This window comes from Brucella rhizosphaerae, from assembly GCF_002252475.1.
Lineage (GTDB): Bacteria > Pseudomonadota > Alphaproteobacteria > Rhizobiales > Rhizobiaceae > Brucella > Brucella rhizosphaerae.
In genome coordinates, this window is sequence record NZ_NNRK01000012.1 from 1 (window position 1) to 14252 (window position 14252).

Below are 14252 nucleotides of genomic sequence, written 5' to 3' on the forward strand. Positions count from 1 at the left end.
ATTTATGAGTGCACAGCCTAATGCGCTTGATTGCCTTGCCTCTGTGTTCCGGGCTTATGAGCAATCTCATGTATTTCCGACTAATCTGCCTCTAATTCAAGCGGTTTTATCAGCCGCTTGAAAAGTAGGCACTGATTTTTCGTCGCAGTAATTGAGGATATTAGCCCAGTGGCGCGTACTTGGCACCATCAACTGAAGATGGACGGCCTTCGAGGTTGAGCGCGCTGATGCGTTGTGGCGTCTCGGCAATGATCTTGCCGCGTTTGACGACGGTCAGACGGTTGGCTTTGAGACGCAGAGCTTCCAGTGGGTCACGTGCCTGCAACACCACGAAATCTGCATTACAACCTTTTTCAAGGCCGTAACCTTCAAGGCCAAGCGCCTTGGCTGAATTGACAGTGAGAGAATTGAAGACCTGCTTCTTGCCTTCAATCGACGTCATCTGCGCAACATGGACAGCCATATGGCCGACTTCGAGCATGTCGCCTGAGCCCATCGAATACCAAGGGTCCATAACGCAGTCATGGCCGAAGGCAACGTTCACGCCTGCTGCCATTAGTTCCGGTACACGTGTCATGCCGCGACGCTTCGGATAGGTGTCGGCACGGCCCTGAAGCGTGATGTTGATCAGCGGATTTGGAATGGCGTTCATTTCAGCTTCCGCAATCAGCGGAATGAGCTTGGAGACGTAATAATTGTCCATGGAATGCATGGAAGTAAGGTGCGAGCCGGATACGCGGCCCTGAAGACCGAAGCGCATTGTCTGCGCTGCCAGTGTTTCGACATGGCGCGACATTGGGTCATCGGTTTCATCGCAATGGATATCAACCGGCAGACCACGTTCTGCGGCGATGCGGCAGAGTTCTTCGAGTGAAGCTGCACCATCGGCCATGGTGCGCTCAAAATGCGGAATGCCGCCCACGACATCAAGGCCCATATCCAGCGAGCGATTGACAAGATCAACTGCACCGGGAGAACGATAATAACCATCCTGTGGGAAAGCCACGAGCTGAAGGTCGATATAAGGTTTAACCTTTTCGCGAACTTCGATCATTGCGGTCGCAGTAAGGAGGCGTGGATCACTTACATCGACATGGCTGCGGATGGCGAGCAAGCCCTGGCTGACGGCGAGGTCGCAATAGCGCAATGCGCGTTCAACCATGGCTTCAACGGTCAGCATGGGCTTTAATTCGCCCCAGAGTGCAATGCCTTCCAGCAGTGTACCGGAGCGGTTAAGGCGCGGCAAACCCAGCGAAAGTGTCGCGTCCATATGGAAATGTGGATCAACGAAGGGGGGGGTCACAAGGCGGTCGGAAGCATCGATTTCCCTGGCTGCCTGATGTTCGCCTTTTGAGGGGACGATATCGGCAATTTTGCCGTCCTTGACCAGAATGTCCTGCTTTTCACGTCCGTCGGGAAGATTGGCGTTTCTCACAATCAAATCGAACATCGGGCGGACCTTTCATATTTTGGGCAGGGTGAGCGGCGGCTAAAAGCGCGGCCCATTTTTCATTGCCTTATACCCAACTTTGCACGTGTGCAATGCTAACGCGGGCTTAAGGGGTCGTCATCCGCAACGTAAAATGCTAGGCCCCCAAAATACTCTTTGCAGGATCGTCATGTTCACCATCAGCCGCATTGAAACTATCAGCCAGGAGATCAAGAAGAGCCGGTTTCTGGCTGTTGCTGCACCCGTGGCTAATGAACAGGCAGCGAAGGATTTTCTGACTGAGCATTCCGATCTTGCGGCTAATCACAATTGCTGGGCGTGGCGGATAGGGCAGAATTATCGCTTCAGTGATGATGGTGAACCAAGCGGCACTGCGGGTAAGCCCATTCTGCAAGCAATCGATGGTCAGCAACTCGATAATATAGCGGTCGTCGTAACGCGCTGGTTTGGCGGCATATTGCTGGGCAGCGGCGGATTGATGCGAGCTTATGGTGGCACCGCTGCAATGTGTTTACGGCAAGCAGAAAAATCCGAAGTGATCCCGGTGACAGGTTTCTCGCTGGCTTGCGATTTTTCCGATCATGCTTTGTTAAAAGCTCGCCTTACGGCAGTCGAGCATGTGACGATTGCAAACGAGAATTTTACGGGAACAGGTGTCGAAATGAGCGGTGCGATGCCGCTCGCTGTTCAAGGCGAACTGGCGCAGCTCATCACCGACCTGACGCGCGGCAAGACGATCGTCAAATTTGAGGATTAAAGCGCTCCCGAAAAGTGTGAAGCGGCTTTCGGAGACATGCATACTAGATGCGCGTTAAAACAACGTGGTCTAAAGCGGCGGTTGCGACTTTCGGAGCGCTTCCGCCGAATAGTGCTTGCGCTTGTCCTCATACATCAGCAGGTCGGCACGCTTTGCAACCGTTTCCAGTTTTTCGCCTTGCATACTGGTGGCAGCACCCATTGAAAGCTCGACTTTCAGCTGCGAATAATACTGGTTATTGATGTCTACCAGTCGCCGGATATCTTCCATAACGGCCTCTGCGCCGCGCTCGTCGACATAAGGCAGAACAACTGCAAACTCGTCGCCGCCAATACGGGCGGCGTGACCCGGCAGTTTTACGGCTTCATTCAGAACTTCACCGATACGGCGCAGCAGACCATCGCCGCTTGCATGACCAAGCTGGTCGTTGGCAGCTTTCAAACCATTGAGATCAATGATGATGATCGAGACAAGTGCGTGTCCCTTGCGCTCAAGGCGATTGAGCTCGTCCACATAGAAAGCGCGATTGTGCAGCTTGGTCAGGACGTCGTGCTTGCCGAGATATTCGAGATAGGCTTCGGCTTTCTTGCGGGCGGTGATGTCAGCAAGTGCGACCTGAACAAGCGACCAGTCTTCTTCATGACCCGGCAGGACCGAGAATTGCAGGAGCAAATGCCGCTCGGAGCCATCAAGCGCATAATTGACAACTTCGCGCCGCTGAAACAGCACGCCATTCCACAGATCAATCAGCTGCTCGCGGAAGTTCGTTTCCATATCGCCTTTGAAAATATGCGGCAGGTTTTGCAGAAGTGTCTTTTTGTCGGGCGCGAGAAACAGCTCGAGCGTTTCACGATTGATATCGAGAACACGGATTTCACTCATGCACTGACGCACGAATTCCGGATGCACATCTGTGAAAACGCGGAAATCGACGATGCCGCGCTCGCGGATATCGTTCATCAGCTGTTTGATACGGCTGAAATCTTCAACCCAGAGCGAAACTGGCGAATGCTCAAACAGACCTTCGGCGTGCTGTTTATGCTTGCTTTGCTCACGCCGGGCTTCTTCGCGCGCAGTCACATCTTCAATGGACAGAAGAACGCGATCCCAGCTGTGCTCGTAGCCTGGTAACACCAGGCCCTTGAGCTGGATGTCGAGGCGCTTGCCACCCAGCGAATAATTGACGGTATCACTGATGAAAGCGTTGTCACCGTTCCAGAGTTGCACCATCTCATTGATGTGCGGTTCAAGCATGTCGTCGCGGAATACATGATCGAGGTTCTCGATCAGATGATTGACATCGCGGGCCTCGTATAACGCCAGCGTCTTGCGATTGACTTTGAGAACACGGATCAGGCTTGTGCAGATGCGCAAGCGGCTCGTATCTTCTTTCAGGAAGGTTCTGAGGTCCGTAACGCCGAGTTTCCGCCATTGTTCGAACTGCTCGCGTAATCCGCTGTAGTCTTCAAGCCACAGGGAAATTGGCGCTAGCTCAAAGACATTGGCACCGTCATTCAAGGCAGATTCAATATTCATGGTTCGGCTCTAAACCTGAGGCGTCCGTGCAAGAAGCGCAGATCAAACTGGAAAATAATGACCGCCTTATATTATGCGATGAGAAGATAGACCAGCAATTATGTCGGTTGCTATGTTTATTAACCAAAACTCGTAGCGATTGCTTAAAGGGCAGTTTGGTAGAGACAAGCCCATCAATAACAATTATCGATTGTATATAAAACTGATCATTGTTCATTTGTGCTTTCGTCTTAAGCGTTGCCGAGGGGGCTTGGCGGACGAGAGTTGCCGGGGCGGGTTTGAGGGTGATGACAAAAAATGGATGAGCGACTTAAAAGTCAGGACGTGCCTCTGGCCGTGGATCTCGACGGAACGCTCATCGCAACCGACTTGCTTTGGGAGAGCGCTTTCGTTCTTCTTAAGAAGAATGCTCTCTATGTTTTTCTGTTCCCATTCTGGCTCTTGTCGGGCAAGGCCTATCTCAAGCAGCAAATTGCGCGCCGTATCGTGATTGATGCTTCATTGTTGCCGTATCGTAAAGAATTTCTCGATTATCTTCGTCAGGAACATGCGCGGGGTCGCAGGCTGGTTCTGGCGACCGCAGCAGCGGAGCCACTGGCGCAGTCGGTTGCGTCGGAGCTCGGTATTTTTGAGACTGTTTTGGCCACAACCGGCAGCAACAATCTTTCTTCGCATAACAAAGCGCGCGCACTTACAGAGCATTATGGCCCCAAAGGCTTTGACTATGCCGGTAATGATCGCGCCGATATTGCGGTCTTTGCGGCTGCGCGAGATGTAGTTGTTGTTGCGCCGGATCGGGCTGCCGCGCGTTTTCAAATGGCCAATGGCAGTCGGCTCTTTGAGAAAAAAGCGACAGGCATCAAACCCTATCTGAAAATGTTGCGTGTCCATCAATGGCTCAAGAACCTGCTGGTTTTTGTGCCCGCGATCCTCGCTCACACGATCTTCTTTCCTGAAGTGTTGCTGGCTTCGGTTCTGGCCTTCGTCGCCTTTTCTGCGGCCGCCTCAGCGATCTATATTCTCAATGATATCATTGATCTGCCGCTTGATCGCCAGCATACCAGAAAGCGCTCGCGCCCTTTTGCAAGCGGTGTTCTGAGCATTCCGTTCGGCCTCAAGGTTTCAGCACTGCTTTTGCTGATTGCAGCCGCAACCTGCTTTTTCCTGCCGCCGATTTTTGCGCTGGTGATCGGTCTTTATCTGGTTGCAACGACAGCCTATTCGCTGGTGCTGAAGCGGGCATTGCTGGTTGACGTCATCTGCCTTGCAGCACTTTACACCTTGAGGCTGTTGGGCGGCACGGCAGCGACCGAAATTCCGCAGTCTTTCTGGCTGATGGCTTTTGCAATGTTCTTCTTCCTGTCGCTGGCGCTGGTGAAACGCTACGTCGAGTTGCAGCACTCGACGGTTACAGAAAAAGATCGTATCGCCGGTCGTGGCTATCGTCCTGAAGACAGAGATATTGTTGGTCAAAGCGGGGTTGCTTCCGGCTTCACCGCCGTGGTGGTTCTGGCGCTTTATATCAACAGTGCCGCTGTTCAGGAGCTTTATACCTATCCATGGCTGATCTGGCCGTTGGTGCCGATTGTTCTCTACATCATCATGCGTGTGTGGATATTGGCGCATCGCAAGGAAATGGACGATGATCCCGTCGTTTTCCTCGCCAATGACTGGCGCAGCCAGGTCGTGATCGCGATTGGTGCTGTATTGCTGTTCGTAGCCGGGATGCGTTGATGGACCAGTCGTTCGACAGCTTTGGGCGCATTGATCGCCACAGGCGAAACGCAATTGCGTTTGATGAAGTATGGTCCGAGCTGGAGGGTGTTAAAAGCCTGCTCGCCTATGGCAACGGGCGCTCTTATGGCGACAGCTGTCATAACGATGCCGGATTGCTTGTACCGATGCGCCCGCATGGTCGCATTGTAGGTTTCGACGTTCATACGGGTATTCTCGAAGCGGAATCCGGCGTGATGTTGAGCGATATCATCTCAGCTGTCGCACCCCATGGCTATTTTCTACCGGTGACGCCCGGTACGCGGTTTGTGACGCTGGGTGGTGCGATCGCCAATGATGTGCATGGCAAGAACCACCATTTGCGTGGAACATTCGGCAGGCATGTTGAAAGCCTCGAACTACTACGGTCCGACGGCGTGCACTACATCTGTTCAAGCGGTGAAAATGCCGAACTCTTTGCAGCAACGATTGGTGGTATGGGTCTCACCGGCCTGATCCTCAATGCCCGCATCCGGCTGATGCCGGTTGCGTCTCTTGATATCGAAGAACGCATTACGCCTTTCCAAAGTCTGTCCGAATATTTTGCAATCGCGGAAGATTCCGACCACCAGAATGAATATTCGGTTGCTTGGGTCGATCAGCTGGCCAGTGGTCGTTCTGAGGGGCGTGGCGTATTATTGACCGGCAACCACGGGATGAATGGCAATCACAACGGGCGGATCGGCGAAGCCAAACTCGGCCTGCCATTCGATCTGCCGTTTTCAATGTTGAACCGACCGAGCCTGACCGCATTCAATACTCTCTATTACCATGCCAAACGTCGCAAGCAGGAGCCGCATCTGGTGAGCTTCGCGAGTTTCTTCTATCCGCTCGACGGCTTGCGCAACTGGAACAGGCTTTATGGTCCTGCCGGTCTTTACCAGCATCAAAGCGTGATACCCTTTGACCAGGCTGAACGCGTTATTCCTGCCATGTTGGCTGCAAGCCGCGCGGCAGGTCAGGCATCATTCCTGACGGTGTTGAAGCGTTTTGGTGATGTGCGTTCGCCAGGGCTGCTGTCATTCCCGAAGCCGGGATATACTCTGACGATGGATTTCCCCAATCGAGGGCGGAAGACCCTTGAACTGTTGGGGCAACTCGACAGCATGACAATCGAGGCGGGCGGGCGCGTTAATCCTTATAAGGATCAGCGTATGAGTGCTCAGACATTTAAAGCGGGCTTTGCAGAATGGCAGCAGCTTGAGCAAATGCGCGATGCGCGTTTCTGCTCGGATTTCTGGCGACGTACCGCTTTGGAGCGCATCCCGAAAACTGTGTAACGGTTTTCGGACATGATGCGCGACAGAACAAAAATCAGAGCGCCGATCTGAGCATATCAAATCGACAAGCGCACGGACCAATTAACGACGGGACACAACATGAAATATATCCCATTCATTCTTTTCACGGTCATGACCAATGCGGCCGCCCAGCTGCTGCTCAAATATGGCATGATCACGCTTGGCCCGGTCAGCTTTTCGGCTGATACGCTGATCCAGCGCGTTTTCCAGATCGTGTTCAATCCATGGGTTTTCGCGGGTCTGTTCATGTTTGTGATCTCAATGGCCTCACATCTTTATGTGCTCTCGAAAGTCGACTTATCCTTTGCGTATCCTTTCCTGAGCCTCGCCTATGTTGCGGTTGCGCTTTTCGCGTGGCTTTTGTTCAAGGAAGAACTGGGCGCCTACAAGATCGCGGGTATCGCCTTCATTTGCATCGGAACAGTGCTGATCGCGCAAAGCGGTAAGACGCCGAATGCCGAACAGAACGCAGCGGTTCAAGACCGTTCGCCAGTTTAGTTTTTTACAGTCGGGGCTTGATTATGAGACATATTATTTTTGGTGGTGATGGTTTTGTGGGGCGCTATCTGGCTCCCATGCTCCTTGCCGATGGGCATGAAGTTATCGTCGCGGATATCGTGAAAAGCGATCTCGCACATTATAGCGAGGTGACGTTTGTCCATACCGATGTGACCGACCCGGAAGCGATCCGCAAACTTGGCATTCGCGCCGATGACATGGTCTATAATCTGTCGGCCAAGATGCTGTCGCCGCTTCAGGTGCGCGCCAAACGCCACGATTTCTTTTTCCCGGTCAATTATTACGGCACGGAAAATATTATCAAGGCGATGGACGAGGCGGGTGCAAAACGCCTCGTGCATTTCACGACAGATATGGTCTATGGCCACACCTATGTCTGGCCGCAAAAGGAAGATCACCCTTGCAATCCGCTTGGTGAATATGGCCTGTCGAAGTTTAGAACCGAGGAGCTGGCTGCGGAATGGCGCACGCGCGGGATGAATATTTCGCTGTTCCGTCCGCGTCTGATTATCGGACCAGGACGCCTTGGCATTCTGGAAAAGCTGTTCAAGCTCATCGATAATAACCTGCCGGTGCCAATGATCGGTTCAGGCAAGAACCCTTATCAGTTCATTTCGGTCTTCGACTGCGCCTCTGCGGCTTATGCGGCCTTCAAGGCCGGCGTGCCCAACGATGTATATAATCTCGGTTCGCTCAACCCGCCGCCGGTGCGTAAACTGCTGGGTGATCTGGTCAAACACGCGGGATCGAAATCCATTCTGGTGCCAACGCCTGCGTGGGCCGTCAAGCGCACGCTGGACTTTCTTGACTGGCTCAACAAGCCATTGATGGACCCGGAGCAATATCTGATTGCCGATGAAATGTGCGTTCTGGATGTGTCAAAAGGCGAACGGGAATTGGGTTGGGTGCCGCAGTATCGTGATGAGGACATGCTGATCGCAGCCTATAGCGAATATCGCAAGAAACTTGCCGATGCATCGAAGGCGGCGTGAGGATAAAACCATGACAAAGACAGTTACAACACATGATCCGATTGTGGTTGCCAACCACACGCCGAAGCCGAAACTTCTGACAGTAGAAGACGCCAAGGCGCTCGATCTGCCGCGCATGACGGAACTTTTCACCGGACATCTTAATCCGGGACAGCTGCATTTCATGAAGCTGCTCGGGTTTCACAAGGTGAAAATCGAACGTGCCGAAGGCATGTATTATATTGATCAGAACGGTCGCAAGATACTTGATTTCTTCGGCGGCTTTGGTTCGCTGGCACTTGGTCATAATCATCCGCGCATTCTCGAGGCGCGCGCCAAATTTCAGGAAGAAATGCGGCACGAAATCGCCATCGCGTTTATGTCGCAATATGCGGCTGCATTGGCCTATGACATTGCAGCCTGTTCACCGGGCGATCTTGATATGGTCTTCCTTGGCTCATCTGGCTCGGAAGCCATGGAAGCCGCGATCAAGGTTGCAGAACGCGCCGCAGGCCCGAAGAAGCCTAAGATTGTTTATGCAGAAAACTCGTTCCACGGCAAAACGAAGGGCGTTCTGTCGATCACAGATGGCGGACTTTACCGCGGCGAGTTCAAACTGGTCGACAATACCGTTCGAGTGCCGTTTGGTGATATCGAAGCGATTGAAAATGCGTTCCGTTCTGATCCGGAAATCGGCGTGATTGTACTTGAAACCGTTCAGGGTGGCGGTGGCATCATTCAGGCCGATACTGCCTTCTGGCAGAAGCTGCGTCAGCTTTGTGATCAGTATGGCGTGATCTGGATTGCCGATGAAGTGCAGTGCGGCTTTGGCCGTACCGGCAAGTTCTATGCCTTTGAACATTACGGCGTCATTCCCGATGTCACGGCCCTTGCCAAGTCACTCGGCGGCGGCAAGACGGCGATGGCGGCGATGATCGCTAAGCGCGACGTTTATATGAAAGCTTACGGCACACCAAAAACCGCGATGATCCATGCCATGGCAACGTTTGGCGGTATCGGCGAAGCCTGTATTACTTCGATTGAGACAATCAACGTACTTTACGACGAGCATCTGATCGATAATTCGGCTGAAACCGGTGATTATCTGCTTGATCGTCTGAAGGAGCTGCACGGACGATATCCGACGCTCATCAAGGATGTGCGCGGCAAGGGCATGATGGTGGGGCTTGAGTTCCATGATTTCTCAAAGGCTATGCCGATGGTTCTGCGCCCAGTGCTGGCCATGCTGGATGACAAGCTGAAAGGTTCGCTGCCGGGCTTTATCGGCAGTCACCTGCTGCGTGATCATGGCGTGCTGGTGGCTTTCACCGAGTATAATCGCAACGTGATCCGGCTTGAGCCGCCATTGATCTGCACACGCGCGCATGTTGATGAGTTCATCGCAGCGCTCGATGAGGTTCTGGGACGCGGCATTGTCGGTATCGTCAAGGATTTCGTGAAAGCGCAAATCAAGTAGAAATTAAAGGCCGGATGGTTTCATCCGGCCTTTCGCTTTGCCCGCTCTATTTTTGCAGAATGCCGGGGCGCAGCAACAAATCCCAGCACGCATCAAGCGGCACAACTTGGCGATCTTTGAGCGCATCTGCGTAAATTTCCTGCAATGCAAGACGCGTTGTCGTCATAGGACATTTAGGACGCAGAACGCCGTCGGTTGCTTCAACCGCCGCTCTGGTTTCAGGCGTCATCGCAGGGACAGTGCGGAACGGATCTGCGCCGATCTGGATTTTCCGTGTCGCTTCGCGGTCAAGCAGCCACGGAAAAGGATCGGTAAAATCGAGTGTCATCAGCGTTTTGAGATGAACGCCAGTGCTACTCTCGAACTTTCGGAAGGCTTTGACGGCTTCATCAGCGGAAATGATCCAGTACATCTGATAATCAAGCTCTGAATAAAGCCGCCAGCTTGGCAACTGGCCTTGCGTTGCCAATGCTTCGTAGGGCGCCGAATAATCGGCATAATGCACCGGCAGCAACTTCGCCCGATCCATAATGTCCGGTCTGGCGGACACCTGGCGCATGTTTTTAAGCTCTGTTACAGGCGGATGGACATAGGTGGGCGCTACCGCAATGGCGCGCAAAGTCTTGTGCGTAACCTTGCTGAAGGTCGGGATTACGCAGAAGGCCGCAAGCACCAGAAAAGCAATCTTTGCCTTGCCTTCAACGCGTTTGACGCGTTGGTATATCATCAGCAAAACGGGCCAGATGAAGATGAATTCCTGACTGCCGGTATTCTGTGTTTCCAGAATGATGCCGCCAAGCAGTATGGCTGCGAGCCATACGGAACTGCGGTCAAAAAAGCGGGTGGCAACAGTGCCGCGTGTCATTTCAATCCAGAATAGCACCAGAACGAGAATTGCTGTCGGCAGGACCACATCGAGTTTGCCAGATAAGACCGTTAAAAAACGTGGCAGCAGCGCGTCTTCATTCAGAGCCACAAGCTGCTCGATATCGGCGAGATAGGCCGAAATCATGTGGCCGTTTAGTTCGAGCGCGGCCGCTCCAATCAGTGTTATGGCGGCAGCAATCAAAACGGTTCTGATCGATAAGCGCCCTGCAAGAAGTGCCGTCAGCCCGAACAGACCACCAACCAGAAACCCTGTGATCTTCGTGAGAAACAAAGCAAGCATTGCGACAGCACAAAAGGCTGCAAGCTTGCGACCGTTCGCAATGAACATCAGGCCGCATGTCAGCACATAGAGCAACAGCGACACTTGCCGGTTATAGATGCCGAAGCCGTCCAGACCGGGATAGGAAGTGTAGGTCTGCACATTGGCAGGGAATATGGCGAAGGCGAGAAACGGAATGAGAAGCGCAAAGGCAAGCGTTCGGCTTTTGCTTCCCACTTCAGAGAGAACCACGATCATCAGTGGTGCTGCCACGATAAGTGTCGACCATTGCACAAGCAGCAGGGATTGTGCCTGCGGAAACAGCTTCATTCCCCAGGAGAAGAGATAATATCCCAGCGGGCCTACAGGGGTGAAGAAATCAACCGAGGGAATTTGTCCGGTGTTAATGCGCTGTGCTGCATCAAGATAGAGATAGGTATCCCAATACATGGGGCCGATTGGCACGGTCAGCGGGATGCTCAACAGACCCACCAATGCAACAAGTGCAAGCAGCATCCAGAAGATTGGGCCGCCGGCAAAGCGTGTTTTTCCGTTTTCTCTATCAGGCGCTGAAGAGACTGAAATTTTCAAATTCTGCCCCCGCTCCTTTGAAATGGCTCTGTGTTATACCCTTTCTATCGCGGATATGTTTAAAAACTCCAAAACACGCCTTGCGCTCACAATTTACCGCAATATGGTGCCGCAATCTTATTAAATCGGAGTTGAATGTTGCAGAGCGTCGATGTTTTGGTGATAGGCGCTGGCGCTGCTGGCATGATGTGCGCGATCGAGGCCGCAAAGCGCGGTCGTTCTGTATTGGTCTTGGACCACGCGAAAAAGCCCGGTGACAAGATCCGCATTTCCGGGGGCGGTCGCTGCAACTTTACCAATATTCATGCGAGCCCGAAGAACTTCCTGTCGCAAAATCCACATTTCTGCATTTCGGCACTAAGCCGTTATACGCAGCGCGATTTCATCAAGCTCGTGGAGAAGTACCGCATCGCTTATCACGAGAAGACGCTTGGCCAATTGTTTTGCGATGGTTCCGCAACGCAGATCATCGATATGTTGCTTGATGAAATGCAGCGCCATGGTGCACGATTGTTGCTCGAAACATCGGTCGAGAACGTCGAGAAGACCGATCGAGGTTTCGTCATCCGGCATTCCGGCGGCACCGTTTCTTCCAAAGCGCTGGTCATTGCCACCGGTGGTAAATCCATTCCGAAGATGGGTGCGACAGGCTTTGGCTATGACGTTGCCGCGCGTTTCGGTGTGCGCATTGTTGAGACGCGCCCCGGTCTGGTTCCGCTGACCTTCGAGCCGCACTTGCTTGAGCGATTGAAACCGCTTGCAGGCGTTGCCGTTGATGCGGTGGTTTCATGCAAGAAAACAAAATTTGCCGAGGCGATGCTGTTCACGCATCGCGGTATCAGTGGACCGTCCATTCTTCAGATTTCATCATACTGGCGTGAAGGCGATGAGATCGTCATCTCCATGCTGCCAAAGACTGACCTGTTTGAAGCTCTCAGAGAGCAGCGCTCTAAAAACGGCAAGCAGGCACTACAAACGGCTTTATCATTCTTCATCCCCAGGAAGCTCGCGCAGCTGATCGCGGCAGATTTTCCGGCAACCAACCTTGCCGATCTGTCAGACGCTGTGTTGCGCCGTGCCGCGGCTGCGGTCAATGACTGGCATGTTAAGCCCGCCGGTTCGGAAGGTTATCGGACTGCGGAAGTCACATTGGGCGGGGTCGATACGCGCGATATCGATTCCAAAACCATGGAAGCCAAGAACGTACCCGGCCTTTATTTCATTGGCGAGGTGGTCGATGTGACCGGCTGGCTTGGCGGCTATAATTTCCAGTGGGCGTGGTCGTCCGGCTGGTGTGCAGGACAAGTGGCTTAAGGCTTAACCAGACTGTCGGCGAGCTTCGGCGGATATTCAAGTTCGATTTCATTCTCGCCGTAGATGAAACCGCTGAGGCCCGGGCCTGTGATGATCGGGCGAATACGATACCTGCCAGGTGTAATGTCGGGTGGGAAGAACAGCGGATAGGCGTCCTGTCCGTCATTATCGTGATAGATCACATGCTGATCGCCACGTTTCTCAATCGGATTATCGTCGAGCATATGGCTTTCCCCCGGTGCCAGCGTCTGGCTTGAGAGATCATACAGCTTGTGGGCTACGCGCGTTCCGTTATCTCCATTGAAGAGAAGAAATAGTTCAGCATTGGAAAGCTCGACGTCCGTATCGCTGGTATTCCTGATCATTAGCGTGAAAAGATTGCGATAATAATCCGGGTTTTCAGTTGTATCTCCATAATCAGTGAGGCCGAGGGAGACCATTTGAGGCCTGCTTCCATTGGCGTCATAGCGGGAGACCAGATCATAAGCGTGCTTAAGGGAAATCCAGCCGCCGCGCAGGGTATCGCTGCCTTCACGGGCGAACTGCATAAAGTCGCCACTGAACGCAAGGATGCGAACCGTTTCACCTTTGACAACGTGGGCCGGTGTCCTGCTTTGCAAGTCCGCCGCGCTATATACTTCCAGTGTATCGACAGGGACTTCCCAGCTGTTCTCTATGTCGTCGCTGGGAATGACTGTCTCCAGCGTGATATTGCCTTGCCGATCATAGGACACCATGCGGGCGGGCCGGTTGAGATAGGGCCATTGCCAGACTTCTTCGTTGGGGCGGGATTGCTCAAGCAAATATGCAGAACCGTCACTGTCTATCTGCACAACATCGACGCGTGGGTCTTCGCCCGCAAAGTTGCAGCTGCTCCTGATGGCTTTTCTGCTTTCGACCAACTCGACATTCCATAAGCCGCCGCAGTTAAGTCGTTCACTGAATTCGTCTGAGAAATCGAGCGATGCGTAGGATTTTGTCGCTGGTTTATAGAGAAACAGACCGAAACCCGTATCCGTACTCTCGCTCGTGTTTGCTCCAAGCGCTACATCGGGGAATCCATCAAAATTGAAGTCTGCGACGGTAAAGATGGGATCACCATCAAAGTTTGCGGCCCATTCAGCATCAATCATCATGAGTTCTGAACCGTCGGGCTGCACAATGACATAGCCTTTATCGGCCTTTGCCACATGCGCAGTCACACCTGTTTCAGGTGTCAGCCGCTGTAATACTTCCGCAGCCGATGAAGCTGCCGGCAAGCTGAGAGAGAAACAAACGAGGGTAAGCCCAAACAGAGAGAAGCGGGAAAGCTGTGTCATCTTGAACGCATTTTTATGAATGAATAAGACTGCTTACATGATCCCGCCAGAAAGTGGGAGTATCCGCATTCATTATCTTCAAGCGGGTTCAGTCGTT

The 14252-nt window shown here is 52.9% G+C and carries 11 protein-coding genes; 7 read left to right on the forward strand and 4 right to left on the reverse strand.

Annotation, left to right across the window (positions count from 1 at the left end):
* Positions 1-160: 160 nt before the first annotated feature.
* On the reverse strand, positions 161-1450 hold the full coding sequence (locus CEV32_RS01000; protein WP_094573583.1) for an amidohydrolase family protein: 1290 nt from the start codon (positions 1448-1450) through the stop codon (positions 161-163).
* A gap of 169 nt (positions 1451-1619) precedes the next feature.
* Between CEV32_RS01000 and CEV32_RS01005 the strand changes: the two genes are divergently transcribed.
* Positions 1620-2207: an IMPACT family protein gene (locus tag CEV32_RS01005; RefSeq protein WP_094573584.1), complete on the forward strand. Its 588-nt coding sequence runs from the start codon at positions 1620-1622 to the stop codon at positions 2205-2207.
* Between the two features lie 69 nt (positions 2208-2276).
* Here the strand turns inward: CEV32_RS01005 and CEV32_RS01010 are convergent, their stop codons facing one another.
* Positions 2277-3743 carry a sensor domain-containing diguanylate cyclase gene (locus CEV32_RS01010; protein WP_094573585.1) on the reverse strand — a complete coding sequence of 489 codons (1467 nt, stop codon included), beginning with the start codon at positions 3741-3743 and terminating at the stop codon, positions 2277-2279.
* A gap of 297 nt (positions 3744-4040) precedes the next feature.
* Here CEV32_RS01010 and CEV32_RS01015 point away from each other — a divergent pair, with 297 nt between their 5' ends.
* The 5 genes from CEV32_RS01015 to CEV32_RS01035 all read left to right on the forward strand — a co-directional run bounded on the left by CEV32_RS01015 (position 4041) and on the right by CEV32_RS01035 (position 9784).
* Positions 4041-5477 (forward strand): UbiA family prenyltransferase, encoded by a 1437-nt coding sequence (locus CEV32_RS01015; protein WP_094573586.1) that lies wholly within the window; start codon positions 4041-4043, stop codon positions 5475-5477.
* Positions 5477-6796 (forward strand): FAD-binding oxidoreductase, encoded by a 1320-nt coding sequence (locus CEV32_RS01020; protein ID WP_094573587.1) that lies wholly within the window; start codon positions 5477-5479, stop codon positions 6794-6796. The genes CEV32_RS01015 and CEV32_RS01020 overlap by 1 nt, the downstream gene beginning before the upstream one ends.
* Before the next feature lie 99 nt (positions 6797-6895).
* Positions 6896-7315 carry an EamA family transporter gene (locus CEV32_RS01025; RefSeq protein ID WP_094573588.1) on the forward strand — a complete coding sequence of 140 codons (420 nt, stop codon included), beginning with the start codon at positions 6896-6898 and terminating at the stop codon, positions 7313-7315.
* Between the two features lie 23 nt (positions 7316-7338).
* Entirely contained in the window at positions 7339-8328 is a 990-nt protein-coding gene (locus CEV32_RS01030) for an NAD-dependent epimerase/dehydratase family protein (protein WP_094573589.1), read from the forward strand.
* Positions 8329-8338: 10 nt separating this feature from the next.
* Positions 8339-9784 (forward strand): aspartate aminotransferase family protein, encoded by a 1446-nt coding sequence (locus CEV32_RS01035; protein ID WP_094573590.1) that lies wholly within the window; start codon positions 8339-8341, stop codon positions 9782-9784.
* Positions 9785-9830: 46 nt separating this feature from the next.
* On the opposite strand, the gene CEV32_RS01040 is transcribed toward CEV32_RS01035, so the two are convergent.
* Complete coding sequence (locus CEV32_RS01040) at positions 9831-11516, reverse strand: hypothetical protein (RefSeq protein ID WP_374883386.1); 1686 nt, start codon at positions 11514-11516, stop codon at positions 9831-9833.
* A 144-nt stretch (positions 11517-11660) separates the two neighbouring features.
* Here CEV32_RS01040 and CEV32_RS01045 point away from each other — a divergent pair, with 144 nt between their 5' ends.
* The gene (locus CEV32_RS01045; protein WP_094573703.1) at positions 11661-12836 is read left to right on the forward strand and encodes a BaiN/RdsA family NAD(P)/FAD-dependent oxidoreductase; all 1176 of its coding nucleotides are present in this window, start codon (positions 11661-11663) and stop codon (positions 12834-12836) included.
* Here CEV32_RS01045 and CEV32_RS01050 read toward each other — a convergent pair.
* The gene (locus CEV32_RS01050; protein WP_094573591.1) at positions 12833-14155 is read right to left on the reverse strand and encodes an FG-GAP repeat protein; all 1323 of its coding nucleotides are present in this window, start codon (positions 14153-14155) and stop codon (positions 12833-12835) included. The genes CEV32_RS01045 and CEV32_RS01050 overlap by 4 nt on opposite strands.
* Positions 14156-14252: the final 97 nt, after the last annotated feature.

Coding starts and splice junctions, on each gene's coding strand:
- CEV32_RS01025 (WP_094573588.1), top strand. CDS start 6,896: ATGAAATATATCCCATTCATTCTTTTCACGGTCATGACCAATGCGGCC.
- CEV32_RS01050 (WP_094573591.1), bottom strand. CDS start 14,155: ATGACACAGCTTTCCCGCTTCTCTCTGTTTGGGCTTACCCTCGTTTGT.
- CEV32_RS01030 (WP_094573589.1), top strand. CDS start 7,339: ATGAGACATATTATTTTTGGTGGTGATGGTTTTGTGGGGCGCTATCTG.
- CEV32_RS01020 (WP_094573587.1), top strand. CDS start 5,477: ATGGACCAGTCGTTCGACAGCTTTGGGCGCATTGATCGCCACAGGCGA.
- CEV32_RS01005 (WP_094573584.1), top strand. CDS start 1,620: ATGTTCACCATCAGCCGCATTGAAACTATCAGCCAGGAGATCAAGAAG.
- CEV32_RS01035 (WP_094573590.1), top strand. CDS start 8,339: ATGACAAAGACAGTTACAACACATGATCCGATTGTGGTTGCCAACCAC.
- CEV32_RS01015 (WP_094573586.1), top strand. CDS start 4,041: ATGGATGAGCGACTTAAAAGTCAGGACGTGCCTCTGGCCGTGGATCTC.
- CEV32_RS01010 (WP_094573585.1), bottom strand. CDS start 3,743: ATGAATATTGAATCTGCCTTGAATGACGGTGCCAATGTCTTTGAGCTA.
- CEV32_RS01000 (WP_094573583.1), bottom strand. CDS start 1,450: ATGTTCGATTTGATTGTGAGAAACGCCAATCTTCCCGACGGACGTGAA.